Raw genomic sequence first — 25,947 nt, 5'->3', positions numbered from 1 at the left:
CGCGGCCGCGATGAGAGGGCGTTGTGAAAAAACAGCACCGATCCTTACCTAATTCCGGTTGAACGGACAACCGAATATTCTTTGCGTAGTGCGATTGTAATCACGTCGCGTCGATGATTATAAGTTGACAGGTTCTCACCCTGATCGGCGGCGCGTTGGTCGATAATGACCGCACGAATTGATTCGCGGGGGGCATTCCAGGGTCGCACGATTGCGGTGGAACCCTCGCCCGGCGTATTGAGGTTGCCCCGTGCCAGGCCAGTCCAATTTAGTCAAAACGGTTCGCCTCAATGAAGAAGAACTCAAAGCGGTTCTGGATCGCCTGGATGCGGCCGAGACACAGGCCGTCAAGCGCAAACGGCGAAGCGAACGATTCGATTATCGTGTCAAGAACTGTGTCGTGAACTTTCATTCCTCCGGCGCAGGCTCAGCGGCTTTCTATCTGGTCCCCACGCGAAATATCAGTGCCGGCGGAATGGCATTCCTTCACGGCGGCTTCGTGTATCCCGGCACGCATTGCGTGATCCAACTCATCAGCAAGTTCGGATCCTGGAAGAACGTTGAAGCCCGCGTGGCGCGGTGCGACTACGTCGTTGGCGCTGTCCACGAGATCGGCGTTGCGTTTTCCGGAGAGATCGATCCCGCCGAATTCTGTACCCAGGCCGTGAAGACGCGCGTGCTGTTGGCGGAGGATGATGCTTCCGTTGCAAAGATCGCGAAGCTGTTCCTCTCACAGCTCAAGGCCGAAGTCGATTATGTGGAGAACGGTGCGCTGGCCGTCGATCTGGCATCCCAGAACATCTACGACGCAATTCTCATGGACGTGGACATGCCGGTGCTCAGCGGACTGGACGCGGTTCGGAAGCTTCGCGAGCACGGATATTCCGGCGTCATCGTCGCTGTCACGTCGATGACGCAGCCCGAGGACCGCGATCGCTGCCTGAACGCGGGCTTCGATCGCTACATGCCGAAACCATTCGATCGAGATGGTATCGGAGAGCTGATTGAGTCGCTCAAGCAGGAACCCCTGGTCAGCGCCTTCGCGCAGGACCCCCTGATGATGGATGCCGTTCGCGAGTATGTTATGGAACTGCCGTCGCGAATTCGCATGATTGAGGACGCCGTGCGCGGTGGCGACAAGCGCGGTCTCGAAAAGCTCTGTCGGGGACTCAAGGGCGAAGCCGGTGTGTTCGGCTTTGACCCGATCTCGTCCGCCGCGGCACAGGTTGAGAAACTGCTGATAGAACGGGGGTCGGAATCAGATCTGAAGCGGCAAGTCGAATCGCTGATGAAGCTGTGCTACCTGGCGAGATCGACGCCCCGACGTCAGCAGGCGCAAGCGGCGCAACCGGCCAATTCCGATGCCGCCGCCGGTCCGGAGCCGGCCGATCCGAAGAGCCTTCCCGACCAGTAAGCGGCCATTTGCGTTTCCGCTCATTTTCGCGGTCTGATTCGTTATCCCCAGAGAATAAGCCCGGTGTCGAATTTGTGCGCGAGATCCGCATTTCTGGGCAATACGCGAACGGCGTAGCCGTGCTGTCCGCTGCGATGGCACGGGACCTGCCCTCTGAACAGGAAAGTGTCGTTCTCGTAGCGTTCCTCGATCTGCATGATCTCGCTGTGCCCCTCGACGAGCCGTCCGTATTCATCCACGCGTCCGTGATACAGCTCGACCGACACGTCTTCCGGCTTGATCGCCCCGAGCACGACCTTGGCCCGCACGTTGACCGTTGCGCCGACGGGAAGCTCCTTCTCGTCGTTGGCGGTCACCTCATCGATTCGAATGCTGTGCCATTTGCCGGCGAGGTTGCGTTTCCAATGGGAGAGCGACTTGGCTGCGGCGTAGCTGTCGTCCATCAGCTTGCGTTGTCGGCGCGCCGCTGGAGCGTACATCACCGTGGCGTATTCCTTGACCATCCGCGTCGTACTGAACATCGGGGTGATGGTTCGCATCGACGCCTTCATTCGATCGACCCAGCCCCGCGGCACTCCATCAGCCCCGCGGTTGTAGAACAATGGCACGATCTCTTTCTCAAGAAGCTCGTAGATGGCTTGCGACTCGATATGATCGCGATCTTCGGCGTCCTCGTAGATGTGCCCCTCGTCGATCGCCCAGCCGTTTTCACCGTCGTAGGCTTCCGGCCACCATCCGTCAAGGATCGACAGGTTGAGTCCGCCGTTGGGTGAGACTTTCATGCCGCTCGTACCAGACGCTTCGCGCGGCTTGATCGGATTGTTCAGCCACACATCGACACCCTGTACCAGCATTCGGGCGACCGAAATATCGTAGTTCTCGATGAATACGAAATGGGGCCGAAACTGTGGGGTTCGCAGGAAACGCATCAGCTCCTTGATGATTTCTTTCCCCTTGTCGTCACGGGGATGAGCCTTGCCGGAGATGACGAACTGCACCGGGCGATCGCGACTTTCAACGATTCGTGCCAGCCGCTCCGGATCCCGGAAGAGCAAGGCGCCCCGCTTGTAGGGTGCAAAGCGTCGCGCGAAGCCGATCGTCAGCGCTTCGGGGTCCAGAAGCTCGTCAGCGGACTGCACTTCCGATGGCGGCGCGCCGCGTTTACGGAGCTGTTCCTTTGCCTTGCGTCGTGCAAAAGACACCAGTGCGAATCGGCGCTGCTCGTGCGCACGCCACAATTCGATCGCGGGAATCTCCTGAATGCGCCGCCAGGCGTCCTGATCCTCCGGCGTGTGCATTCGCTGCGGTCCGACGTACTGATCGAGCAGATGGGAGATTTCCGGAGAGATCCACGTGTCGGTGTGGATTCCGTTTGTGATTGAAGTAATCGGCACCTCATTGCGCGGCGCGCCCGGCCATACGTTGTACCACATGTTGCGCGAGACATGGCCGTGAAGCGCGCTGACGCCGTTCGCCGAACCGGCCAGCCGAAGTGCCAGCACCGCCATGCAGAACAGCTCCTGCGGGTCGGCCGCGTTGATCTTGCCGAGCGCGACGAATTCATCCATCGAGAGCCGAAGCTCCTTCAGATAGGGAGTGAGATACTCATCGAGCAGCTTTCGGCTGAAATGGTCAATCCCGGCCGGAATGGGCGTGTGCGTTGTAAAGACGTGACTCGGCGCAACGGCCTCGCGCGCTTCGCCGAAATCCATGCCGCTTTTCTGCATGCAGAGGCCAATGCGCTCAATGGAGAGAAATGCAGCATGGCCTTCGTTCATGTGACAAACGTCCGGCACCACGCCGATGGCATCCAGCATTCGGATTCCGCCGATGCCCAGCAGCACCTCCTGGCGAATCCGCATCACGTCATTGCCGCCGTAAAGCCGCTGCGTGATTTCTCGATCCTCGGGTGCGTTCTCAACCAGGTCTGTATCGAGCAGATAGAGCGGCACGCGCCCGATCTGGGCCCGCCAGCAGTGCACGTGAACGTCGCGAGGCCCGATCGGAAGCTTGATGACGTGGGGCTGGCCATCGGGCCGTTTCATCTGCGTGATGGGCATCTGGAAGAAATCGAGTGAAGGATACTCCTCAAGCTGCCAGCCGTCGGTCGCGAGCCGCTGCTGGAAATAGCCCTGCCGGTACAGAAGCCCGACACCGACCAGCGGCACGCCCAGATCGCTCGCGCTCTTGAGGTGGTCGCCGGCAAGCACGCCCAGGCCGCCGGAATAGACCGGCAGGCTTTCGTGGATTCCAAACTCCATCGAAAAGTAGGCAATCGTGCTCTTGGAGAGGTCGGGATTCTTGTCGCTGAACCATCCGCGACGGGTCATATAGGTGTCGAAATTATTCAGTACGCGCTGCAATTCCGCCAGATAGGCCGAATCCGAGGAAGCCTGATCCAGACGTCTCTGCGAGACGTGCCCGAGAAACTGCACCGGATTGCCGCCGACTTCGTCCCAGAGATTCGGATCGAGTCGCCGAATCAACTCCCGGCAGTCAGGGTTCCAACTCCACCACATGTTGTAGGCCAGTTCGCGGAGGCGCAATAGCGTCTCCGGCAGGGCGGGCACCACCGTGAAGGTGCGGAGTCGGTACATTCCGGTTGATTCCATCATGATCGCTTCCTTGCCTGATGACGCCTTTGGAGCGGAACCGGCCGATCGCCGGTTTTCGCGCCGGCGGATTACTGATTTGACGAATACCACTCGATGGTTCGACGCAGTCCCTCAGCGAACGGAACGACCGGTCGATACCCGATGACTCTCTCGGCCAGGGAGATATCCGCCCACGAATGCTTGATATCGCCGGGCCGCGGCGGGACGTATTTCGGTGTCACGCTCCTGCCCAGCGCTTGATTGATGCGGGCGATGATGTCATTGACGGTCACATGCTCCCCGCAAGCGATATTGATTGACTCGCCGCGGGTCTCCTTTGCGTCGATCGCCATCAGGTTCGCTGAAACGACATTCTCGATGTATGTGAAGTCGCGCGTCTGTTCGCCGTCGCCATAAATAATCGGCGAATCACCCCGGAGGACGGACGTCACGAACGACGGAATAGCCGCGGCGTACTGGCTCCTGGGGTCCTGTCGCGGCCCGAAGACGTTGAAGTATCGCATCGAAAGCGTCTGAAGACCGTAGCAGCCGTAGAAGACCCGGCAGTAGTTTTCGCCGGCCAGCTTCTGCACCGCGTAGGGGCTCAACGGGCTCGACGGCATTGATTCCTCCTTCGGGAGCTTCTCACTCTCGCCGTAGGCCGAACTACTTGCAGCGTAGACGAACCGCCGTACCCCGGCCCCTCGGGCCGCCAGCAACAGTTGGAATGTTGCCTCGATATTTGCGCGGTGACTCGTGACCGGATCGGCGATCGACTTGGGCACCGAGGGTACCGCCGCCTGATGCAGCACGACGTCAACTCCACGACACGCCGATTGGCATACCGCCGGATCCGCCGCATCGCCGACAAGAAGTTCGGCAATTTCTGCGCGGTGTGCTTTGCCTTCCGGCGTGAAAATCGGCTCGCCGTGCGCATCACGCAGCGCGGCCAGATTCGACGTCTTACCGGTGCTGAAATTGTCCAGCACGCGAACCCGATGACCGCGACGAACAAGACCTTCGACAAGGTGCGAGCCGATAAAGCCGCCGCCGCCGGTGACAAGCACATTCATGAAAAACCATCTCCCGAAGTGACCGATTCCTGGCCGCCGCTCCCTACCGCAGTCAGGTTCGTGGAAACGGGGCGACGAATCAGTCGCTAAGGCCGTCGAAGACCGGTAGTATCGGTATCCATCATCGGTCCGACGAGCACTCGGGATCGATTCGAAGTCTCGCAAACCGGTTGGGTAATCCTACAGCAAAGCCGTACTGTGGCAATTCTCGCATCGGCCGATCCTGCCACGCAGGGCCGTGCTTGCCGCTTGCGCAGGGCGTTCCACTTCGATGGGGCGGCCGTTCAGATCACCCGGCAACCGACCCGAATTTTAGATCACCGGGTCTCGTCCTTCCGGGAGAGCAATTCCCGAAGGACGCCGCCGGCCCAACGCTGATCATCCGGATCGGAGCTTTCCCTCAGAATTTCGCGCAAAATCTGCTCGGCCTTCCGTGGCTGATAATATGGCGTCCCTTCGAACGGGCGGTACATGTAGAACTTGGCCAGCCACAAATTCGGGACATGTGGATTCGTGTTTCGAGAGATCCGAACCGCATCGAGCAGCGCTTGTTCCGCGTGCTTCAGATCGCCCATCGCTTCGAAACACCGGCTCATTTCGATGTAATTGTGGACGACCGAATCGCGTGTGGGCAGTTTGATCACTCGCGCATGAATTGCCAGTGCGCCCGCCGGGTCGCCCTCTTGGCGGCGCTCGATCGCCTCGAACGTCAGCCGCCTGGCCTGATACGACGTCACGGGAATGACCATCAGCGGTGCAATCGGCGCGATGTTCCACAGCATCCGCCAGGTCCACCGATTGCGACCGAGCAGCATGGCGTGAGTCGCCGCGACCGCATAGACCAGAACCCAGAGTATCGTGTACCGCGTTGCCGCGGCCGCGACGGCAGCCACACCGATCACCCAAGCTGCTTTGGCACCCTTTGGCGGACACCCCGGTTTTTTTGCGGCGACGACGAGCGCCGTGATGAGCAAAATCAGCCCATAGAACCATAACTCTGCAATCGCGGTATCGAGATATGCAAGGTGGTCGCTCCTGCCGGCACCGTAAAGGGCCGCGAGGATTTTTCGGGCCCCCATCGTATCGAGTGCCCAGTGACTCAGAATCGCCAATGCCATAGCCAGGTAGGAGCGCAAGTCGCGAATGCGCGTTGTTAACGCCATGATGCAAATCACGGCTGCGCACAGCGCGCACACGATCGGGAGCGAATTCGACACGAAATGCCTGTCGGCTTCATCACTGCGCACAAAGAGGGCGACCCACTCCACGAGATCCGGCAGGTAAGCCATCGCCACGACGAAACCGAACCAGACCGACCGCAATCGGCTTTCGCGCGCGGCAGGCAAGCCAATCTCGCCGATCGAAAGTCCCAGCAGCGCGTGTCCGATAGTCGCCATCGCATCCTCAGGTCCGCGTCATTGGGATTCGCCGGCATGGAAATTCATCCAATCTGATCGGCGAATTTTGCCCGCGGCTGTCGATCGTTTCGCGTTCCGTGGTGCCGTCCATCCGTAGGTGAAGTTGTCGAAACGGCTTGTGGCTTGGCGCTCGCATAACGGTCGATATTTATCCAGGAGCAGTGAGTGGATCGCTCCATTTTGGGCCGCGCGCCCCGCGGCATACCATCCCATGGACGGCTCTCCCGAGGAGTACGGATTGTGCCAACTGAAGCGAACGATCCCGGCGCTGCCATAGGCAGTCGCGAAATTGATGCGATCCAGACATTGGCGGCAAGCCGCAAGATCATCCTCGAGGAACTGGGCAAGGTCATTGTCGGTCAGCACGAGGTGATCGAGCAACTGCTGCTCTGCATGTTCGCACGGGGGCACTGCATCCTGGAGGGCGTTCCGGGTCTTGCGAAGACGCGGGCGATCAGCTCGCTGGCGGCCACTCTGAGTCTGAGCTTCAATCGAATTCAGTTCACGCCCGATCTCATGCCGAGCGACATCACGGGAACGGAGATCATCGAAGAGAACAAGGCGACGGGGACTCGCTCGCTCCGCTTCGTTCAGGGCCCCATCTTCGCCAATGTGATCCTGGCCGACGAAATCAACCGGACGCCCCCAAAGACGCAGGCTGCGTTGCTGGAGGCCATGCAGGAAGGCCAGGTCACGGCCGCCGGTTTCACGCACCGGCTTCAGCAGCCGTTCTTCGTGCTGGCGACTCAGAATCCGATCGAGCAGGAGGGCACCTATCCGCTGCCGGAGGCGCAACTGGATCGTTTCATGTTCAAGGTCCTTGTGGACTATCCCACCGAGGCGGAGGAGCTTCGCATCATTGAACTGACGACATCGGACACGAATGTGGAACTTCGGCGTATATTCTCCAGCGCGGACATTCTTGCGTTGCAATCGGTCGTGCGCCGCGTGCCCTGCGCCGACCACGTCATGAAATATGCCATGAGATTGGCACGTCTGTCTCGTCCGCAGGTCGATGCATCGCCGCGTTTCATCAAGGACTATGTCAGCTGGGGCGCCGGGCCGCGCGCGTCGCAGAATCTTGTGCTCGCCGGCAAGGCCCGCGCAATCCTGCAGGGTCGATATTCCGTGTCGACCGAGGACGTCCGGGCTGTCTCGCATCCGGTGCTGCGGCATCGCATCGTTACAAACTTCAACGCGGAAGTGGACAGCATCACGCCGGACCGGATTGTCGACATGCTGCTCGACGATGTACCCCGCGCTGAAACGCCGGAGTTGGACGCGATCGGTGCGGGGCGAGTACTTGGCTGAACGGGGGGATTCCATTTTTGATACGCTCAGCTGACCACAGCGCCTATCTCGATCCAACCGCGCTGGCTCGCGTCAAGGGACTTGATCTGCGCGCCCGCCTTGTGGTTCAGGGATTCATGAGCGGCATGCACCATTCGCCGATGCGGGGCATCGCGGTGGAGTTCGCCGAGTATCGAAAATACTGTCAAGGCGATGATCTGCGCACGCTCGACTGGAAAGTCTATGGTCGAACCGACAAGCACTATATCAAGCAGTTTGAGCAGGAGACGAATCTGCGCGTGCTGATCGTCGTGGATTGTTCGGAGTCGATGGGCTACCGCCACGAACAATCACCGATGTCAAAGCGCGAGTATGCCACGACGGCCGCCGCGGCCATCGCATACCTCGCCCTGCAGCAATCCGATTCGGTCGCGCTGGCGACATTCGACACTCGGCTGCGAAAGCTCACCCGGTCGTCAAATCATCCGGGGAAGTGGCGGCTGGTCGTGCGGGAACTGGAACTGGCGGATGGCTCAGGCCGGACGTCGATTCGCGGGGTACTGGACGAAATCGCCGAGCGCCTGCATCTGCACCATCTTATTATTCTGCTCAGCGATCTGCTGGGCGATCCGCAGGACGTCCTGCGCGGGCTGAAGCACCTCCGTCATCGGGGCCACGAGCCGATTGTTCTGCATGTCATGGATGACGCGGAGTTGACATTCCCTTTTGAGCAGGCCATGCGGTTCGACGGTCTGGAAGGCGCGGGGCCGATTCTCGCCGAGCCACGCCTGATGCGCGAGCGGTATATCGACGAGGTTCGGAAATTCATCCGGACGGTGCGGCAGGGATGCCACGCTCAGGAAGCCGATTACGAGCTACTCAATACGCGCGAGCGGATGAGCGTTGTGCTCAGCTCATATCTTGCGATGCGAAAAAAACGCGGACTTCGACGGCGTTGAATGCCGTTCTGCGCGTGGGCGCCTTGGATTGAGGTCAGACTGTGTGGTTTGTTCATCCGGGAATTCTGGCGGCGACCGCGGGGATCTCACTGATTCCCGTGGTGATTCATCTGATTAATCGCCGTCGGCATCGCCGCGCGCCGTGGGCCGCCACGCAGTTCCTCCTGCTGGCTCATCGACGAAGTCAGCGGCGGATTCGACTGGATCACTGGCTGCTGCTTGTTCTGCGTACGATCGCGCTCATCGTACTCGGTGTTACCATCGCGCGCCCCTACGTCTCATCCTCGGCATCCGCATTGTCCTCCGTTTCCAAGGCGGTGGATCATGCGATCATCCTGGACAACAGTCTTTCCATGCAGGCGCGACGTGAAGACGGCGCCACATCCTTCGAAGCCGCCAGGCGCGCGGTGAGGAGAATTCTGACCGATATCCAGCCTCAGGATCGCGTGACCCTCGCGACGGCGGCGATGCCCGCGCGGGGATTGACCGATCGCCCGACACGGGACACGTCGAGTGTGGCTGCGCTAGTCGAAGCCGCAACTGTGACGTATGAGCAACTCGATCTGTCCGGTGCAGCCGCACAGATTTTCGACGCGCTTTCGCGCGTGCCCGCGGCGCAGGGGGGCCGCATTTTGTACTTCGTCACCGATCTCGCGGGTGAATTGCCGGCCTCTTTGGATCAGGCGATCGGACGGCTCAAGGCGGATCGCGTTGTGATTGTGAACGTCGGGCCCGCCGGTCGCGAGAATGTGGCAGTGACAGATTTGCGATTCGATTGTCCGATTCCCGGAGGTAGTCTGCCGACGCCGATTCGCTATCGCGTGACGAATTACGGAGCCGGCGACGCGAAGAACATCCGTGCCCGCGTCTCGATCGACGGCCGCTCGGTGCATGAGTCCGTCGTGCCCAGTCTGGCTTCCGGCCAATTTGTGGATGAGCGGTATGAACTGACGTTCGGAAGCGCGGGTCCGCATCTCGTGACCGTCGAGCTTGTCCACAACGAGAAGGATGTGCTCTCTGCCGATGATGCGGTTCATCGCGTCGCGGATGTGCCTGAATCCGTGCGCGTGCTGTTGATCGAATCGAATCATTTCGCGGCTGCTTCTGAACAGGACCTCTTCTTTCTTCGCGTTGCACTCAAATCGCGCAACGTCGGGTCCGGCGACCGCGCTATTCTGGTTCGAACGGTATCGCCGGCCGAACTGGATTCGGAAATTCTTGGCGCCCATCACGTCATCGTCTGGGGCGGCTCTCCTCGATTGACCGTCCGGAGTGCGGCCCGTTTGAAAAAGTTCGTATTTGACGGCGGTGGATTGATTCTCGCGCTGGGCGCGGATTTTGATCGAGGTCTGGATCGGGCGATGTCGCATGGAGCGGCCGCATCGACGCCGGCGGAGCCGGACATCCGGGAAGCCGCAGAGTCACCCGGCTGGTCTGAGTTCCTGCCCGATTTTGAGATCGGCGCCCCTCTGCGCGTCGACGATCTCGAAGCCTGCAACATACATTTCGAAGCGCCTGATCCAGGACAGCAGGTGTTTTCGGATTTCATCGGTCGCGAGGGTGGTGGACTGACGCGGGCGGTGGTTCGATGCGTCTGGCCGTTGACGCGGGATTCCGCAGACACGCAGACGGGGGTGGGTGCGACCACGCGGGAGAGCGCGACAATCACCGGGACGTCGTCCGCGGAGGTGCTGCTTCGCTACTCGAACGGTCTCCCGGCGGTTATCAGCCGACGGATCGGCGCGGGACGTGTCGTGATCATGACAACGGGACTGACCATGTCGGAATCGTCGCTGCCGTCGCGACCCGATTTCGTGCCGTTCGTCCTCAATCTGGTCGCGCAAGCGATTGGCGACTCGAGCGAGCGGCTGAATATCGAGACGGGCGAACCGTTCATTCAATCGCTGAGCGGCGCGGTAGCAACGTCGATGAGCGTCACTCGTCCGGACGGCGCCCAAGTCGATGCGACGATCGGAGTGATTGGAAATTCGCTGGCGGCGGTGTGTTCGGATACGGCGCTTCCCGGTGCGTATCGATTGCGCAATGGAGGTCGTGAACACTGGTTCGCCGTGAATATCCGGAGCGGAGAAAGCGATCTTCGTATGGCCGATGACGATGCCGTGATGGCGGCATTCGGCCCGGGCGTCCTGATTGTTTCAGATCCGGCCGAAATCGTCAGTCGCAGCGACACAAACGCGCCGAGCGAACTGGCGGGTTATTCGGTGTATATGCTGGTCGTGTTCGTTCTTGCGGAGACGTTTGTCGCTACGGCGGCGGGTCCGAGAGCATGAAATCGGCGATTGAATGGCTTCTGGGACTGGAGCGAGTCCGCCTCGACGGCGACTCGGTGCTCTCATTGCGATTTGAATCACCGCCGGCTGCTTGGATCATGCTGATCGGCGCGGTCGTCGCGGCCGTACTCGTTTATCGCCTCTATCGCCGCCAGCGCGTGGCGTCTCGATGGCGCTGGGGACTGATGTTCCTGCGATTCAGCGTGATCATGACGGCTTTGTTCATGTTGAGCCGGCCGGTGATTGTCCTGCAGCGGAATGAAGTCGAGCGTTCGGTCGTTGCCGTGATGATCGATTCGTCGGGCAGCATGCTGACGACCGATGTGCCGCAGTCGCAATCGGCGAACGGTCCCGCGAAAGAGGATGTGCCAAACGGTGCCGGGCGGGAGTCCGCGAGTCGCTGGTCTGCCGCGGTGCAGAGCGTGTTTTCGTCGCAGGGCGGCCTGGCTTCGCGTCTGATTTCGCGTCACGACCTGGATGTGTGGACGTTCAACTCCGGTGCGACTCGCGTCGGACGGGCCAGGAATGCGAGCGAGCTGGACGAACTGGCCAGGCGGATTGACCAATCCGCAATCGTTCGGGGCGCCACGGATCTGGCATCATCCCTGCTCCAGGTCATGGACGCCGGTCGCAGCACACGACTTGCCGGCGTCGTTGTTCTCAGCGACGGTCGTCAGTCGGCTAATCAATCGGTCGAGTCAGCGCTTGCGGTGGCCGAGGCCCGCGGCGTGGGGATCTATACGATCGCCGCGGGTTCGAGCCGAGCGCGTCCTGATGTGGAGGTCTCGTCGGTGTGGGCAGTCTCGGACGTGTTTGTGCGCGACGCAGCCAGGGTGCAGTGTCAACTTGATCTGCGCGGTGTCGTGGAAGCGTTGCGTGTGATGCTGCAACTGCGAGACAAGGCGACCGGCCAGATCTTTGCGGAGCGCGCTGCGGATGTCGCCGGCGGCGCGATGACGTGGCGCGGCGAATTGCTTTACTCGGCCGATGCGCCGGGATTGCGAACGCTTACCGTGGCGGCGCTGCCTCTCGCGGGCGAAGAGAATGTGGAGAACAACGAGGCAGACCTGACGATCAAGGCCCACGATGCGACGGTGTCTGTCCTGTATGTCGAAGGCGATCCCCGCTTTGAGTATCGCTTCTTGAAGAATCTCCTGATTCGCGAGGCGACGCTCGACAGCTCGATCCTCCTGCTCAGCGCGACGGCCGGCTTTGCTCAGGAAGGGACTCGGCCGATCACTCGGTTTCCACAGAGCATCGATGAACTGGGACGCTACGACGTGGTGATTCTTGGCGACGTCGACCCGCATGGGGACTGGATCAGTCCGGTGCAGGAATCCATGCTGGTCGATTTCGTGTCGAATCAGGGGGGCGGACTCGCATTTATCGCTGGTGAACGCCACATGCCGCAGCAATTGCGACGATCGAAGCTGGAGCGGCTGTTGCCGGCCCGACTGTCGCCGACGTTTGATGGATCCTATGGGCGCGAGATGACGGAGCCTTTTCGACTTCGGCTGACAGCGGAGGGACGCGACAGCGCCATCTTCCGTCTGGCGGATGCCGACGTCTCCTTGCGTGATGCGCCGATGACGGCCGGTTGGTATTGGTATTCGACGGTGCGCGGCGCTGCACCGGGTGCCGTGGTTCTGGCAACGCATCCGTCGGCACAGGCGGAGAACGAATCGATGCCGCTGGTGGTATTGGGGCGGTTCGGCGCGGGGCGGACATTCTATCTCGGCAGCGATGATGCATGGCGTTGGCGGCAGTATGGCGGGGAAGCCTTTCATCAGCATTTCTGGCTGCAGGTAATCCGAACGCTGGCGCGTGGCAAACGATTCGGCGCTCAAGGAGGCTGGCGGATCGAAACAGACCGCCGTCGCTATGAACTGGGCAGCGAAGTCCAGGTCGAATTGCTCGCTGGCGACTCGCAGGAGGCGTCGCTCCCGGTCTATCCCCGCGTGGTGGTGACAGACGACACGGGCGCGCCGATCGAGCGCGTGGAACTGAGACGCGTTGAGGGAAGCGTCGATCGCGCGCGCGGGAGCTTCAATGCCATCCGTACCGGCACGCTAAAAGTCGAGGCGGAAGACTTCCGATCGGCTCTAAATCAGGAGGCGCCGTCCCGGCTGATCGTTGTACGCGCGGTCGATCGTGAAATGGACCGCCGGGAAGCGGACGACGAATTCCTGATGCGACTTGCCCACGCCGGCGGTGGGCGCACCGCACGGCTTGGTGATGATCTATCCGAAATGATCGATGCGATTCCGGATCGAAGCGTGCAGATACCGGCGGACATCGAGGAAGCCATCTGGGACACGAAGTTCATGCTCATCCTGTTCACGCTCCTGATCGGGGCCGAATGGGTGACGAGAAAGGCGATGGGCCTGGCCTGATTTGACCTTCGATCGGCCGATCACGCGATATGACCAATGATCACGGCGACATTCTGCGAGATCTGGCGGGCGTCAGGCGCCGGCTGCGGACACTGCTTGCGCTTGAATCGCTGGGCCGTATCGTCGTCGTTGTGATTCCGTCGGTTGCGCTGACGGCCGTGCTTGATTGGTGGGTGAATTTTCCGTGGTTGCTGCGGGCTGGCGCATTGGCCGGCGGTATCCTCTGGATGGCCCTCGCGGTTTGGCGGCGCGTGCTTCGCCCGTTGGTCGCGCCGATACCCCTGGATCAGATCGCACTACGCTGGAGCGCGATTACCGACGTTGAGCGTGACGAGATCGCCGGCGCGGTCGAATTCATGGACGGTCGGGGCAGCGGTTCAGCGGAGTTGTGGGAGCAATTGATCAGTGAGGCATCGTCGCATGGTCCGTGGCAGACGCGCAGGCGCGGACTCAACGCGAACCGTGCTACATGGTCGGTCGGCTCGGCACTCTTGCTGATGATTGCAACAATCAGCGTGAGCATCCTGCTTCCGGAATTGGCCGACGTGGGGCGATCCCGCGTCTTTACACCCTGGCTCGCGACGGAATGGCCGCGGCGCGTGCGTATCGCCCCTTTGACAGGTGACATGACCGCGGCGCTCGGTGAAAGCGCTACGCCGGCCATGTCCATCGAACGCGGCGACCACCCGTATCTGCGTGCCTTTATCGAATGGGGACCGGTCGGCGGTGAGCGACGGCGCAGCCCGATGCGCCGAGAATCCGACGGCTGCTTTCGATTCACGTTTGATAACGTCTGGTCGCCGATTGAATATGCCTTCGTCGCGGGAGACGACGACACGCGTGATCGGTTCTCGCGCATCGCCGTGGCGCGGCGGCCCGAAGCCGAAGAATCGCGGCTCATCGTGCAACCTCCGGACTACGTCGGTTCGGACGCGGCCGTCGTCCATGTGCTCGGAACCGAGCCGGTGACGACCGTGCGAGGTTCGCGGGCGACCATCGAGGTGTCGCCGCGCATGGCGGGTGACTCCTCCGCGCCGACCATTGGTGGCAGCGTGGTCTTCGACAGCGGAGACACGATTGAGCTGCACATCGCGGCGGACGACTCGTTGGCGGAAGTTGGCGAGGGAATTCAAAGGCCGATTCTTCGCGCGGCTTTTGTAGTCAAACGGGGAGGAGGTTTCCGGATTCGGTTAATCGATCGAGGGGGGCTTGAGTCTCAATCAGAAGTCGGTCACGAGCTTGTGGTGAAAGACGATGAACCACCGACTGTTGAGCTGCTGGAGCCGGCGGCGGATACCGAGATGACGCTCCACGGCGCGCTGAATGTCGTCGCGCGAGCGCGAGACGATCTGGGCTTGACCGCTCTGGTACTTAGTGCCGCTGTTGAGGAGAACAAATGGCTCACGATCTGCGACCTACTGGCCGAAGGCAAATCCGATTCTCCGGTCGCGGCAGAGGCTGTGGTCAGCGTGGCGCTTCCAGTCGCTGAACGCTCAATAGCATGGCGGCCTCGCACGATGGAACCGCCGTTGAAGGAAGGCGACATCGTGGTTCTCGCGGCCGCGGCGCAAGACGGATTCAAACGGGACGGTCTCAGCCACGACGTGCGTCGGTCTGCGTCGCGCAGGGTGCGAATCGTCTCGGAGGCTGATTTGGCGGAGTTGCTGCGTCAATCTGTCAATGTGTCCGCGACCCGGCTGCGCGGTTTGGCCCGCGACCTGCATGCGTCGATACGGGAATCAGTAGCCGTCGATGAAGGTCCGGCGGTTCGTCGCGCGATGTCTGATCGTGAGCGCGACCGGGCTGCGCAATTGTCACGGGAACTTCGACGCATTTCAGAAGCAGGCGCGGAGACAGCGACTCAGTTGCTGGATGTCGCGCGGCGTGCCGACCGAAACCGGGCAGCGCGTCTGGATGTTGCGGCTCAGGCGGAGCGCCTGGGCCGGTCCATCGCTCGGTTGTCGCGGGAGCAACTGCTCGACGCGGCGTCGACCGCGGAGCGTGCGTCGGAATCTCGACGTCCCGAAGAGCAGCATGCCGCCCTGGAAGAATCAATCGGGGCGCAGCGGCAGGCGCTGGCGGAATTCGCTGACTTCCTTGAAGCGCTGCAACGCTGGAGCGAATTTGCGGATGCCGGGCGAGTGATTCGCGATCTGCTCGATCGGCAGGAGGAACTCATCAGGCAGAGCGGTGCGCTGGCACGCGAGACCCTGTCCAATTCGATCGAAGAACTGAGCGCGGCCCAGCAGAACGCACTGGCCGATCTGGGTGCGTCACAATCACGGCTTCGTTCGGAGTCAGTCGCGGCCTTTCGCGGGTTGAATGAACTCGCAGCGACGTTGGCGACGTCGGATCCCGCGTCGGCAACGACCCTCATTCGCGCAGCGGCGATGGCGGCGGAGTCGGCGATTATTGAAAACATGGCTTCGGCATCGGCCGAGATCGAACGAAATCGACTCCGCGGCGCGCGGGAGAGCCAGGCTTCGGCGGCCGATGGACTGCGCCGGGTGCTGGCTTCGATGGAGCAGAGGATTGACCGAGAACTAGCAGACCTGTCGCGCGACGTATCCGACCTTGCCGGCGCGGTCGAAAAGCTGCTTCGCGCGCAGGAGGCGCTGATTGAGCAGGCGCATTCGCTGCCGGAACAGAGCGCGCAGCCGCTGGAATCTCCGCGCCTCGCCGATCGACAAAGGACTCTGGCACAAACTGCCGAGGGCGTGTCAGGCCGGGTCAACGGCGTCGACCACGAAGCGATGTCCGCGAAGTTTGCATTGCTCACGGCCGCCGCTCACATGGAGACAGCCGGCAAGGCGTTCGATCTGGGCGAGCTTCGAGCGGGGACACAGGAGCAGGAAAACGCCCGGTTCCAGCTCATGGATGCGCTGGAGTCGCTCCAAGCGATGCAGGAGCGAATTGAACGCGCGATGGCCGAGCGGGCCATGGATGCCATTCTTGTTGCACTGATTGAACTGCGTGAGTCCCAATCCGAACTGCATCGCGAAACTGGAACAGTGGCGGCGCGGACCGGTTCCTCCGAGCGACTCAGTCGCGTCGAGAGCATCAGGGTCAAGGCGCTGGCCTCGCGGCAGGCGGAATTGGCTGCTCCGCTTGAGCGCATCACGGAACGAATCACCGAGAGCATCGTCTTCCGCGCGGTGTGCGATCGGATTGGAGAGCACATCCGAATCGCGGCTCGGCAGCTGGCCTCCGGCGAGTCGCATGCGGCGATGACCGAGCAGTCCGCGGTGCTGTCACATCTCGATCGATTGATCGCCGTCATGGAGATTCGACCCGAAAAGCGGAATGATCGATTCGTCGAAGCGGAACAGGGCGGTGGCGGCGGGGGCGCCGGCGAACCAACGAGGAGCCGGCCGGTGCCGCCGCTGGCGGAGCTTCGCGTGTTGAAGCTGTTGCAGGTCGACCTGAAGGCTCGCACGCGGGCGCTGGCTGAAACCTTGCCGGAGCCGCTCAAACGAAGTGAGGAACAACTTCGAGAAATCCAGCGGATCGGCGACGAGCAGCGGTCCCTGTACGAACTGTCGTCGAGGATGGTGGATAGTGCGAAGGGAGATTGAATGATGCGACGCACGACCCGAGTCGGAAGCCTCATCATCGTGACCGGGTTGGCCGGAGCGACCGCATGGTTTCCGGCAGTCGGTGATGACACACCGGCAACGGTGACGACCCGGCCGGCGGCGTCGTCCGATGAGATGGTTGAGCCGGACGATCTGATTGACCCGGAACTCGTCGAGCAGTTGTCGGGTGGGGGGACGACAGCGCGTGATTCGGTGGAGTCCACGCTGGATCAGATGAAGTCCGCCGCGATTCGCCTGCGCGATCAATATGATGCCGGACCGATGACACAGAGGCTTCAGGAGCGCGCAATCGCAGGCATTGATCAGATGATCACCGCGGCCGAGCAATCGGCATCGTCCCCGAAGCAGGCTTCCAGACGCCGGTCGACGGCGAAGCCGCGGCGAGCGGAGCAGAAAGGCGAGCAGTCGCGCGAGAAATCCACCGACGGAGCGGCCAATCAGAAGGGCGGTGGCACCACGGAGAAAAGTGACGGTCGCGTCGAGAAGCAGGCGAAGGATGCCGAACGCGCTGATCTGGCGCGGCGCTGGGGGTTCCTGCCGGAACAGGATCGCGACGCGGTGCTGGAAGGGTTCGACGAAGATTTCATGCCCAGGTATCGCGATGAGATTCTGCGATATTACCGAAATTTATCCGTGGAAGCATCGCGTGAGTAGGCGTGCGCCTCTGTTTCGTTTGCGTTCGCGGTCGGGGCGCTGAATTGAAAGGGCTCTCAATGCGCCGAGTGATTCTCGCTGTCGCTGTCATGCTTCCGGTATTCGTATGGCCGCGGAGTGAAGCCGCCTCGCGCGTCGAGGAGGATGCGCCGCCCGCTTCCCAGCCGGCCGACGCGAATCGCGGAAAATCCCTGGGCGCCGGCGACTCGGAAACGACCACGACGATCGAACAACCCACGCCGGAACTCGAGTCCGCCGTCGCGCGGGGGCTCGAATGGCTCGAAAAGCAACAACTGCCGGATGGTTCATTCGGAGGGCAATCGCAGTATGGGCGACATGTCGGCATCACGTCACTGGGCGGGATTGCGTTTGTCGCGGAAGGAAGCCTGCCCGGCCGCGGTCGATATGCACGCGTCGTGGATCTTTGCTTGAAATTTGTGCTGGACTCCTGCTCGGAGCAGTCCGGCCTGATCACCGCGGAGACTTCATACGGTCCAATGTACGGCCACGGATTCGCGACGTTGTTCCTGGCGGAAGTGTACGGGACGTCCGCTCGTTCGGAACTTCGCGAGAAACTTCAGAAGGCCGTCGCGCTGATTGTTCGAACGCAGAACGAGCAGGGCGGATGGCGGTATCATCCGGTCCGAGCGGACGCGGACATCTCCGTCACGATCTGCCAGATCATGGCGCTTCGTGCGGCGCGCAATGCCGGAATCGCCGTACCAAAAAGCACCATCGACCGGGCCATCAAGTATGTTCAAGACAGCCAGGAATCGGACGGTGGTTTTCGGTACATGCTCGATTCGTCGGGGTCCATGTTCGCTCGATCGGCGGCCGGGGTGGCAGCGCTGCAATACGCGGGCGTGTACGATACAGCGCCGATTCAGCGAGGTATCGCGTACCTCGAACGCTTCACCCCGGGGTTGACGGAGGAGCAGACGCACTACTTCTACGGCCATTATTATGCGGCACAGGCGATGTTTCAGGCTGGCGGCTCGCACTGGGATCGCTGGTGGCCGGCAATTCGCGACGAACTGATTTCGAAACAACTGACGGACGGATCCTGGAGAGGACAGGCCGGCAGCGAATACGGTACGGCCATGGCGCTGATTATCTTGCAAATCCCCAAGCAGACTTTGCCGATCTTTCAGCGGTAGACCGCTGCGAGCAAAGTCACGATGAGCTCAGTTCTTCTTCTAACTCTGATGTTTAACCTCCTGGGGCCGGCTCAGTTGAATGACTCTGCCGACGTATCGTCGCGTGGCGTCGTCAATCCGCCCGCTGTCATCGTGACGACACTCGACGGCAGAGAGTTCGACGGCTCGCTGGTAAGCTGGTCGGCGAAGGGGGAACTTGAAATTCGCATCGCCGATCATTCTCGCGTCATTCTGCGCGCCGATGAACTCGACCTGGTGCAGATGGCTGGCGCTGAGCGGCGGAGTTCGGCGGCTGCGTGGGAGGTGCGGCTGGTCGACGGCAGCCGATTCGGCGCGATGATCGAGGGCGCGGACGACGAGCACATACTGTTTCAGATTGACGGGGTCGGCGGAATCCGGCAGCCGATCGATGCGATCCGATCGGTCATGCGCGCCGGCACGAATCCTGTCCCGACCGCTGCCGAAGAATTGAAGTTGGGTGCCGATTCCGCGATCGACCGGGTGCGGCTTCAAAACGGCGACAATGCGTACGGCATCCTGACGGCTGTTGATGCCGAAGGCGTGACATTCATCGGCGATGACGGCGAGTCGGAGGAACGCTTCGAGTGGGATGTCGTCATGGCATTGAACTGCGGATCCGATCGGTCTGGCATCGAGAGGAACGAGCGCGGCGGCTGGCTGGTCCGCATGGACCAGGGTGCGGAACTGGCGTGTGAATCAATTGATCTCGATGGCAAGTCGTTCAGGCTGAAACTGCGCGGCGGCGTTGAAGTGTTGGTCGAGGTCAATCGAATGTTGGCGATTGAGTCGGCGCGCCTTGATCGCGTTTGGTTGTCGCAGGTGAATCCTGTGTCATACGAAAGCATTCCCTTCTTCAATACCTCGTGGCCGCTGGGAATTGACCAGAATGCAATCGGCGGCACGTTGCAGCTCAGTGGACGGGAATATGCCCGGGGGCTGGGACTTCATTCGGCCTGTCGGGCCACATGGCGCGTTCCGGTCGGCTGTCGACGATTGACCGGCTGGGTTGGTATCGATGACTCGGCCGGTCCGAAGGCGAATGCTGATTTTGTCGTCCGCGCCGGGCAGCGGGTGATCGTCAAGGAGTCAGGTCTTCTTTACGGCGAGCGGCCCCGGCGGATCGACGTCGAGCTTGGCGATGACGTCGAAATCTCAATCGACGTGGGCTTTGGCCGGTTCGGCGACGTGCATGATCGCGTGAATTTCGTCAATTCATGCCTGAGGCCCTGATCGGTTCCGGCTGTCTAAACCCCGTGAACAGACCGAAGTCGCCACATCCTGATTGTGTCGTTCGTTCGATCGACCTAAGATTCCGTGCGTGACGGCTATTTTGTCCGAAAGCCCGTTGGCGAAAATTCGCCTCCTCTTGCTCGACGTCGATGGGGTGCTGACGACGGGCGAATTGCCATATCTTGATGCAGGAAATGAGCTTAAGGCATTTCATGTGCAGGACGGGACAGCGATCAAGCTTTGGAAGCGGTGCGGCGGTTTGGTTGGAATCGTCAGCGGGCGCGATACCCCGGCCGTCACGAAACGAGCGAAAGACCTCGGAATCGACGCCGTCTATCTGGGAGTGGCGGACAAGCTTCCGGCGTATGAGGCGATGCTGAGCCAATGCGCGGTGGAAGAAGACTCGGTCTGCGTCGTGGGCGACGACTGGATGGATCTCGGCCCGATGCGGCGTTGCGGCTATCCGGTGGCGGTGGCCAACGCACTGCCGATCGTGAAAAGGGCGGCTCGGTTTGTGACGCGGCGAAGCGGCGGCCGAGGAGCCCTTGCGGAGGTGGTTGAGCGGCTACTGCGTCTGAATGGGAAATGGATTGACGTGGTCGGAGAACACCTTTAGGCGGTCTGATTGAAACGTGGCGAAAGCGCCCGACCGATCACTGATAGAAGCAGGTTTGAATGCAAAAGAAGATTTTACTCGCGGCGACGCCCGTATTGATGGCGATCGGTGCGTATCTCCTCTTCTCCTCGAACGATCAACTGACGGAAACCACGTCGGACGGTCAGGGGATCGAGGCAGTTCGGGAATTCGTTTCTGTTCCGACGACCCAGGGCGCGCAATCCTTCGGAGACGTGCGCGTTCCGATCAGCCCCGGTGAGGAATCGCGATTCGTCGTACTGGATGAAGTGTCCGGTCGCCCGAAGTATGCGTTCGAGGCCCGGAAGTGGTTTCCGCAGAACGACTCGGAATATCACGTCGAGCAGATGCTCATCACGATCTTTATGCCGCGGGGCGAGATGACCTATATCTCCGCGGACCAGGCCGATGTCACCGTCGCCCAGAAAACCAAGAGCCACGTCGACGCGCAGCGCGGCGTGCTCCGAGGCAATGTGCGCGTCATTATCGATCGAACCACGACGGCATGGCGGCAGGAGAATCCGGACCGCGCTGAAATGAACCAGCATCCGGACGAGTTGATTCGCATTGAGATGGATTCGGCACGCTTCGATATGGACCGCGCCGAACTGTTGTCCGACAGCACCGTGGTGGTGGATGGGCGGGAGGCCCGCATCGAAGATGTCAGCGGCCTGACAGTCAAGTGGAATCAGACCGACAATCGCGTCGAACTTCTTCATCTGGAGCAGGGCGGCAGGATGACTCTGCGACGGGGGGCCAATCTTGTCGAGTTCGGCCTTCCGGGCGAGGAGCGAAAGCGCCGGCGCGGCGATGCCGAAGAGTCGAAATCCGTCTTGCTGAATGAGGAGTCCGAAGGCGCTGAAGGTGCCGCCGTTGCGGCGACCCACGGTCAGGCGGCGATCGGCGCAACGGGCGCGGCGAACACGGACGAACGTGTTCCGCTTGCTCGCGCGAATGAGCCGATCTCGGTCAAGGCCATGAGTGCCGATGAAGCGGCATCGGAGATCCGGCTGGAAGGCGCGCGGTTCATGGCTAACGTCGCGCAATCGATTTACGATGATGACGATTCAAGAGGCCTCCGCGAACCGGATGCACTGGCGGCGGATCTGGAGGCGATCAAATCCGAATCGCGGGGTGGCATGGCCGATCCGTTGGTGAAGGAGTCAGATGTTCGCAGGAATGTCAGTTCGGACTCCACAGGTTCTGTGCTGTCACCGAAGGGGGCAAAGCGAATCAACACATATCGCGTTGTGTTCAATCATCAGGTGGCGGTCGAGCAATTCCGCGCCGGCGTGGCCGTCGGGAGGATGGACGCGGAGCGACTGGAGGTCCATTTCGATCTTGGAGGGCAGCAGCGCGATCTAATGTCACCGGAACGGGGAGACGGTGCAATCAAGGCAAATCGCCCGGCTGGCGTCGAGCCTTCGTTTCAGCGCGATGCAATGGGGACGGCATCGATCAATTCGGGACCGGCCGGCGAGACGCCGGCGGTGGCGAGCCGCGAGGACGTGGCAGCCGCCCGCGCAGACGCGGCTGAGGCCGATGCGGGCGAAGATGTAATCGTGCTGACCTGGAACGGTCCCCTGGAATTGCGCCCGCTCTTTGTGCCGCCTGGGGAACAGAGCGGCAATCGATTCGATGCGATCGCCAGCGGTGAGCCGGTTGTTGTGACGAGCGAGCGTGGAAGCGCGGATTGCCTGCAGCTGGTCTATCGCGGAGAGCGAAAACAGATATGGCTGTTGGGTGCCAGTGAAGCGCCTGTCGTGATGTCGGTCGATGCGGATCGGCGCTTGTCCGGGACCGAGGTGTTCTTCGATCGGCGGCGCGGCCTGGGGCGTGTCGAGGGCGCCGGCTTCATGGTGGATCGGCAGACCGGCGCGTCGAAGTTGCCCCGGAAGGCCGGGGAGTCCGGCCCCGTGGCGCTGGTTTCGGTGAAAGAGGATGCGCCGGGGGATCGGTTGTCAAAGCCGGGCGAGCCGGTTGAGATTCGATGGTCGCGCGGGGTCGACCTGGAGTTGGGCGTGCGCTCTGTCGAGCGAGTCAACGAGCAGACGGGCCGATCGGAACTCCGGGATAAGGAGTTCCTGCGGCGGGCGTGGTTCCACGGCGACGTGCGCTTCAGCCGCGGCGACGAGCATCTCGAATCGGAGGAGGTGGCTGCAACTTTTGGTGCGACACCGGCGTCTTCGGACGGCGCGGATACGTCGGACGCGATCGAGCACCTCAATATGTCGGGCCAGGTTCGGCTCAGTCGCGGGGATGATCGAATCGAAGCCGAACGGCTGGATGTTCGGATGGCGCGAGGACCGGATGGTCGCAGCGCGCCCCGCGCGGTCGATGCGGTCGGCGAGGTGCTGGCGAAGCAGGGTGAACGCGAGATTCGAGCGAATGTCATGAAGGTGACGCTGAATCAGTTTGCCGACAAGACCGTCATGGCACCGGACGGCAAGACGCCGATCGTTGGCAAGGCTCGTCTGGGCATTGAGATGCTCGACGCCACCGGACGTGTCTCGGCCGTCGACCCGGCCCACAACATGCGGATTCGCGATGCGGAATCGCTCAAGGCGGCGATTCGCAACGGCGAGGAGATGGTCAGAGTATCGATCGTCAGCCCCTCGCCGGAGATCTTTGCAAAGGCGCGCTTCGGAGACATGGCGATTCACGGCCATCAGATCGAGATCGACGCGGACAAACAGAGTGTCGACGTTCCCGGTTCGGGAAAGGCCTGGATGGTCACATACGAGGATTTCGGCGGCCGTCGCCTGGCGAAACCGACGCCGGTGAAGACGACCTGGACCGGGCAGATGCAGCTTCGTCTAGCGAAGGACTACGGCGTCTTCGTGGACAACGTCCGGAGTTCGACCGACGAATTCACTTTGAACTGCGACAAACTGACCATTCGTCTTGCCAAGGCCCCGGCGAAGGAAAAGAAGCCGAAGGGGCGCAACTATCTTGATCAGCTTGCGTTTCTCGGCGAGATTCGGAATGACCGCGCCGAACTGGAATTCAAGGACAATATCACGGTCAAGCTGGATCAGAAGCGGCCGGTATACGTGGTGGCGGAGGGGCACGCGGAGGCAATCAGCAGCACGTTCGGGCCGCCGACTGCGGATTTTCCTCGTGGCCGTCTGATGAGCCGGGCTCGAATCGCCGGACGCCAGATCGTGGCGGACCTTCGGACAGAGCAGATGTCCGTCCCGTGCGAAGGCACTCTGCTGATCGAGGACTACCAATTCGAGGACGCATCCGGCAAGGTGCAGCGCCGACGATCGTCGCATGTCGCCAGTCCGATGATGAGTTCGGTGCGAAGCGACGGGCCGAGTCAGACGCTGATCGAATGGGGGAACGCAATGGACTTTTTTGTTGATCGCGCGCTGGTGTCCTTTGACAAGAACGTGCGCATGCTGCACCTGTCCGGGCAGCAGGTCGTGATGCGCGACGAACTGGCTGAGGCGTTCGATCTGAATGCAGCCGCGCTGCAGAAGCTTGGCGAAGGCCGGCGGGCGGAGTTGACCTGCGGCAATCTGCTGCTGGAATTTGCATCGGGCAAGGCTTCCCAGGCGTCGAGCGACCCGGCAGGTTCGTCTCAGTTCGTACGTGCCACGGAACTGGAACGAATGATCGCGCGGGATGCTGTTCACATGCAGGACGGCACCAAGAGCCTCATGGGTGAGTATCTCCAGTATCTGCGCGCAACCGGGGAAGTGCGGTTGGAGGGCGGTCCGGGCCTCGACGCGAGAATCATCGATCAGGCCGAGGGTGGGCGTTTCAACATGTGGCGCGGCCCGCTGCTGATCTGGAACCGGGTGACTAATGCAATTCAATCCCCGAGGTCGTCGGTCACGTCCAGCGGCCGATAGAATCGGAACGCGCTGAAAAATCCGCGTTTTGCCGGTCGAAGTGGTTTGACGCCGGTTCGAATAACCTCCACTGGAGAGCATCAATTCATGTCGGACTATCTGATCAAGCGTCGGGAGCGCGTGGCAAGTGCATTGAATCTGTCGGACGAAGTGCTGCTCGTCGGCGCGGGAGAACCGGTGCCGATTCCCGGCGGAGCGGACCAAACCTATCGGTTCCTTCCGCATTCGGAGTATCGATACCTTGCCGATCGCGCGACCCCCGGGGCGGTGGTCGCATTTGATGCGGCGGATGGCTGGGTCGATTTTCTTCCTCCCGTGACAGAGGCGGAGCGCGTCTGGGAGGGGCGTGAACCCTTTGAATGGGGCGCGGCGCGCCCGCTCGCCGAACTGGGCGGATGGCTCGCGGTTCGACGAGGGCGCCCGATCGTGAATCTTGGGTGTCATGTTCCAGGCATATTCGGTGACGTGTCCACGGCGGCGGCCGTGCGCGAACGTCTGACGCAGGCCCGCCGTCCGAAGGACGCAGTGGAGTTGGAGCGAATACGCCGGGCGGTCGCGGCGACTGCCGCCGGATTTCAGTTGGCGCGCAAGTCGATTCGACCAGGCGTTTCGGAACGACAGGTCCAGGTCGAGATGGAAGCTGAGTTCTTCCGGCAGGGCGCGGATCGCACCGGGTACGGCTCGATCGTTGGGACCGGCTCCAACGCGGCGGTCCTTCACTTTGAGCCGAGTCGGCGGAAGATCGCTCCGGGCGAATTGGTGTTGATCGACGCCGGTGCGGAAATCGAGGGCTATACCGCGGATGTCACTCGCACCTTCGGCGCCGAAGGGCTCCCGTCGGGATTCGCGGGGGATTTGTACGGTGTCGTATTGAAGGCACAGATCGAAGCGGTCTCGCGATGCCGGGCGGGGGCGGAGTATCGCGAAATCCATCTGGCGGCTGCCCGGGATATGGCCGCCGGCCTGGTGGAGATCGGTGTGCTTCGCGGGGATCCCGGTGAGTTGGTGGACCGCGATGTGCATGCGATGTTCTTCCCGCACGGGCTGGGCCACCTGGTGGGTCTTGGCGTGCGCGACGCGGGAGGATACCTGCCGGGTCGCCAGCGCAGTACCCGGTTTGGTCTGGCGTATCTTCGGATTGATCTGCCGCTGGAACCGGACTTCGTCGTGACGGTCGAACCGGGATTGTATTTCATTCCCGCAATTCTGAACGATCCGGAGCGACGACGGACCTTTGGCGATGCAGTGAACTGGCCGCTGGTGGACAAGCACATTCAGATCGGCGGCGTCCGGATCGAAGACAATGTTCTGGTGACGGATGGCGCACCGGAGGTCCTCACGCGCGGCATTGAGAAGTGAGCCA

The 25,947-nt window shown here is 61.5% G+C and carries 15 protein-coding genes; 12 read left to right on the top strand and 3 right to left on the bottom strand.

What is annotated here, in order from left to right; translation table 11 throughout:
* Positions 1 to 250 precede the first annotated feature (250 nt).
* On the top strand, positions 251 to 1,414 hold the full coding sequence (locus KF841_04155; protein MBX3394542.1) for a response regulator: 1,164 nt from the start codon (positions 251 to 253) through the stop codon (positions 1,412 to 1,414).
* Between the two features lie 41 nt (positions 1,415 to 1,455).
* Here KF841_04155 and glgP read toward each other — a convergent pair whose 3' ends face one another.
* The 3 genes from glgP to KF841_04140 all read right to left on the bottom strand — a co-directional run bounded on the left by glgP (position 1,456) and on the right by KF841_04140 (position 6,478).
* Positions 1,456 to 4,029 (bottom strand): alpha-glucan family phosphorylase, encoded by a 2,574-nt coding sequence (glgP, locus tag KF841_04150; GenBank protein MBX3394541.1) that lies wholly within the window; start codon positions 4,027 to 4,029, stop codon positions 1,456 to 1,458.
* Positions 4,030 to 4,097: 68 nt separating this feature from the next.
* On the bottom strand, positions 4,098 to 5,081 hold the full coding sequence (locus KF841_04145; GenBank protein MBX3394540.1) for an SDR family oxidoreductase: 984 nt from the start codon (positions 5,079 to 5,081) through the stop codon (positions 4,098 to 4,100).
* 317 nt (positions 5,082 to 5,398) lie between these two features.
* The gene (locus KF841_04140) at positions 5,399 to 6,478 is read right to left on the bottom strand and encodes a hypothetical protein (GenBank protein MBX3394539.1); all 1,080 of its coding nucleotides are present in this window, start codon (positions 6,476 to 6,478) and stop codon (positions 5,399 to 5,401) included.
* Between the two features lie 294 nt (positions 6,479 to 6,772).
* On the opposite strand from KF841_04140, the gene KF841_04135 reads away from it, so the two are divergent.
* The 11 genes from KF841_04135 (at position 6,773) to KF841_04085 (ending at position 25,943) form a co-directional block, all read left to right on the top strand.
* A complete protein-coding gene (locus tag KF841_04135; GenBank protein MBX3394538.1) occupies positions 6,773 to 7,810 on the top strand; it encodes a MoxR family ATPase in 1,038 nt (345 codons plus the stop codon).
* Between the two features lie 17 nt (positions 7,811 to 7,827).
* Entirely contained in the window at positions 7,828 to 8,748 is a 921-nt protein-coding gene (locus tag KF841_04130; protein MBX3394537.1) for a DUF58 domain-containing protein, read from the top strand.
* A 41-nt stretch (positions 8,749 to 8,789) separates the two neighbouring features.
* The gene (locus KF841_04125) at positions 8,790 to 11,039 is read left to right on the top strand and encodes a BatA domain-containing protein (protein MBX3394536.1); all 2,250 of its coding nucleotides are present in this window, start codon (positions 8,790 to 8,792) and stop codon (positions 11,037 to 11,039) included.
* Positions 11,036 to 13,432, top strand: coding sequence for a hypothetical protein (locus KF841_04120; GenBank protein MBX3394535.1), 2,397 nt, complete (start codon positions 11,036 to 11,038; stop codon positions 13,430 to 13,432). Before KF841_04125 ends, KF841_04120 begins: the two co-directional genes overlap by 4 nt.
* Before the next feature lie 29 nt (positions 13,433 to 13,461).
* Positions 13,462 to 17,007: a hypothetical protein gene (locus KF841_04115; GenBank protein ID MBX3394534.1), complete on the top strand. Its 3,546-nt coding sequence runs from the start codon at positions 13,462 to 13,464 to the stop codon at positions 17,005 to 17,007.
* The gene (locus KF841_04110; GenBank protein ID MBX3394533.1) at positions 17,008 to 17,682 is read left to right on the top strand and encodes a hypothetical protein; all 675 of its coding nucleotides are present in this window, start codon (positions 17,008 to 17,010) and stop codon (positions 17,680 to 17,682) included. It abuts the gene before it with no gap.
* Between the two features lie 89 nt (positions 17,683 to 17,771).
* Positions 17,772 to 18,839, top strand: a complete 1,068-nt coding sequence (locus KF841_04105) for a terpene cyclase/mutase family protein (protein ID MBX3394532.1) — start codon at positions 17,772 to 17,774, stop codon at positions 18,837 to 18,839.
* Between the two features lie 21 nt (positions 18,840 to 18,860).
* A complete protein-coding gene (locus KF841_04100; protein MBX3394531.1) occupies positions 18,861 to 20,090 on the top strand; it encodes an NPCBM/NEW2 domain-containing protein in 1,230 nt (409 codons plus the stop codon).
* 115 nt (positions 20,091 to 20,205) lie between these two features.
* Positions 20,206 to 20,706, top strand: coding sequence for an HAD hydrolase family protein (locus KF841_04095; protein ID MBX3394530.1), 501 nt, complete (start codon positions 20,206 to 20,208; stop codon positions 20,704 to 20,706).
* A 59-nt stretch (positions 20,707 to 20,765) separates the two neighbouring features.
* A complete protein-coding gene (locus KF841_04090; protein ID MBX3394529.1) occupies positions 20,766 to 24,584 on the top strand; it encodes a hypothetical protein in 3,819 nt (1,272 codons plus the stop codon).
* A gap of 87 nt (positions 24,585 to 24,671) precedes the next feature.
* Positions 24,672 to 25,943 carry an aminopeptidase P family protein gene (locus tag KF841_04085; GenBank protein MBX3394528.1) on the top strand — a complete coding sequence of 424 codons (1,272 nt, stop codon included), beginning with the start codon at positions 24,672 to 24,674 and terminating at the stop codon, positions 25,941 to 25,943.
* Positions 25,944 to 25,947 lie beyond the last annotated feature (4 nt).

Source organism: Phycisphaerae bacterium (assembly GCA_019636475.1).
Classification (GTDB): Bacteria; Planctomycetota; Phycisphaerae; order UBA1845; family UTPLA1; genus JADJRI01.
Note: the sequence above shows the minus strand (reverse complement) of the source record. Positions and strands in the feature narration are given on the sequence as shown.

Coding starts and splice junctions, on each gene's coding strand:
- KF841_04120 (MBX3394535.1), top strand. CDS start 11,036: ATGAAATCGGCGATTGAATGGCTTCTGGGACTGGAGCGAGTCCGCCTC.
- glgP (MBX3394541.1), bottom strand. CDS start 4,029: ATGATGGAATCAACCGGAATGTACCGACTCCGCACCTTCACGGTGGTG.
- KF841_04105 (MBX3394532.1), top strand. CDS start 17,772: ATGCTTCCGGTATTCGTATGGCCGCGGAGTGAAGCCGCCTCGCGCGTC.
- KF841_04140 (MBX3394539.1), bottom strand. CDS start 6,478: ATGGCGACTATCGGACACGCGCTGCTGGGACTTTCGATCGGCGAGATT.
- KF841_04100 (MBX3394531.1), top strand. CDS start 18,861: ATGAGCTCAGTTCTTCTTCTAACTCTGATGTTTAACCTCCTGGGGCCG.
- KF841_04115 (MBX3394534.1), top strand. CDS start 13,462: ATGACCAATGATCACGGCGACATTCTGCGAGATCTGGCGGGCGTCAGG.
- KF841_04090 (MBX3394529.1), top strand. CDS start 20,766: ATGCAAAAGAAGATTTTACTCGCGGCGACGCCCGTATTGATGGCGATC.
- KF841_04110 (MBX3394533.1), top strand. CDS start 17,008: ATGATGCGACGCACGACCCGAGTCGGAAGCCTCATCATCGTGACCGGG.
- KF841_04085 (MBX3394528.1), top strand. CDS start 24,672: ATGTCGGACTATCTGATCAAGCGTCGGGAGCGCGTGGCAAGTGCATTG.
- KF841_04145 (MBX3394540.1), bottom strand. CDS start 5,081: ATGAATGTGCTTGTCACCGGCGGCGGCGGCTTTATCGGCTCGCACCTT.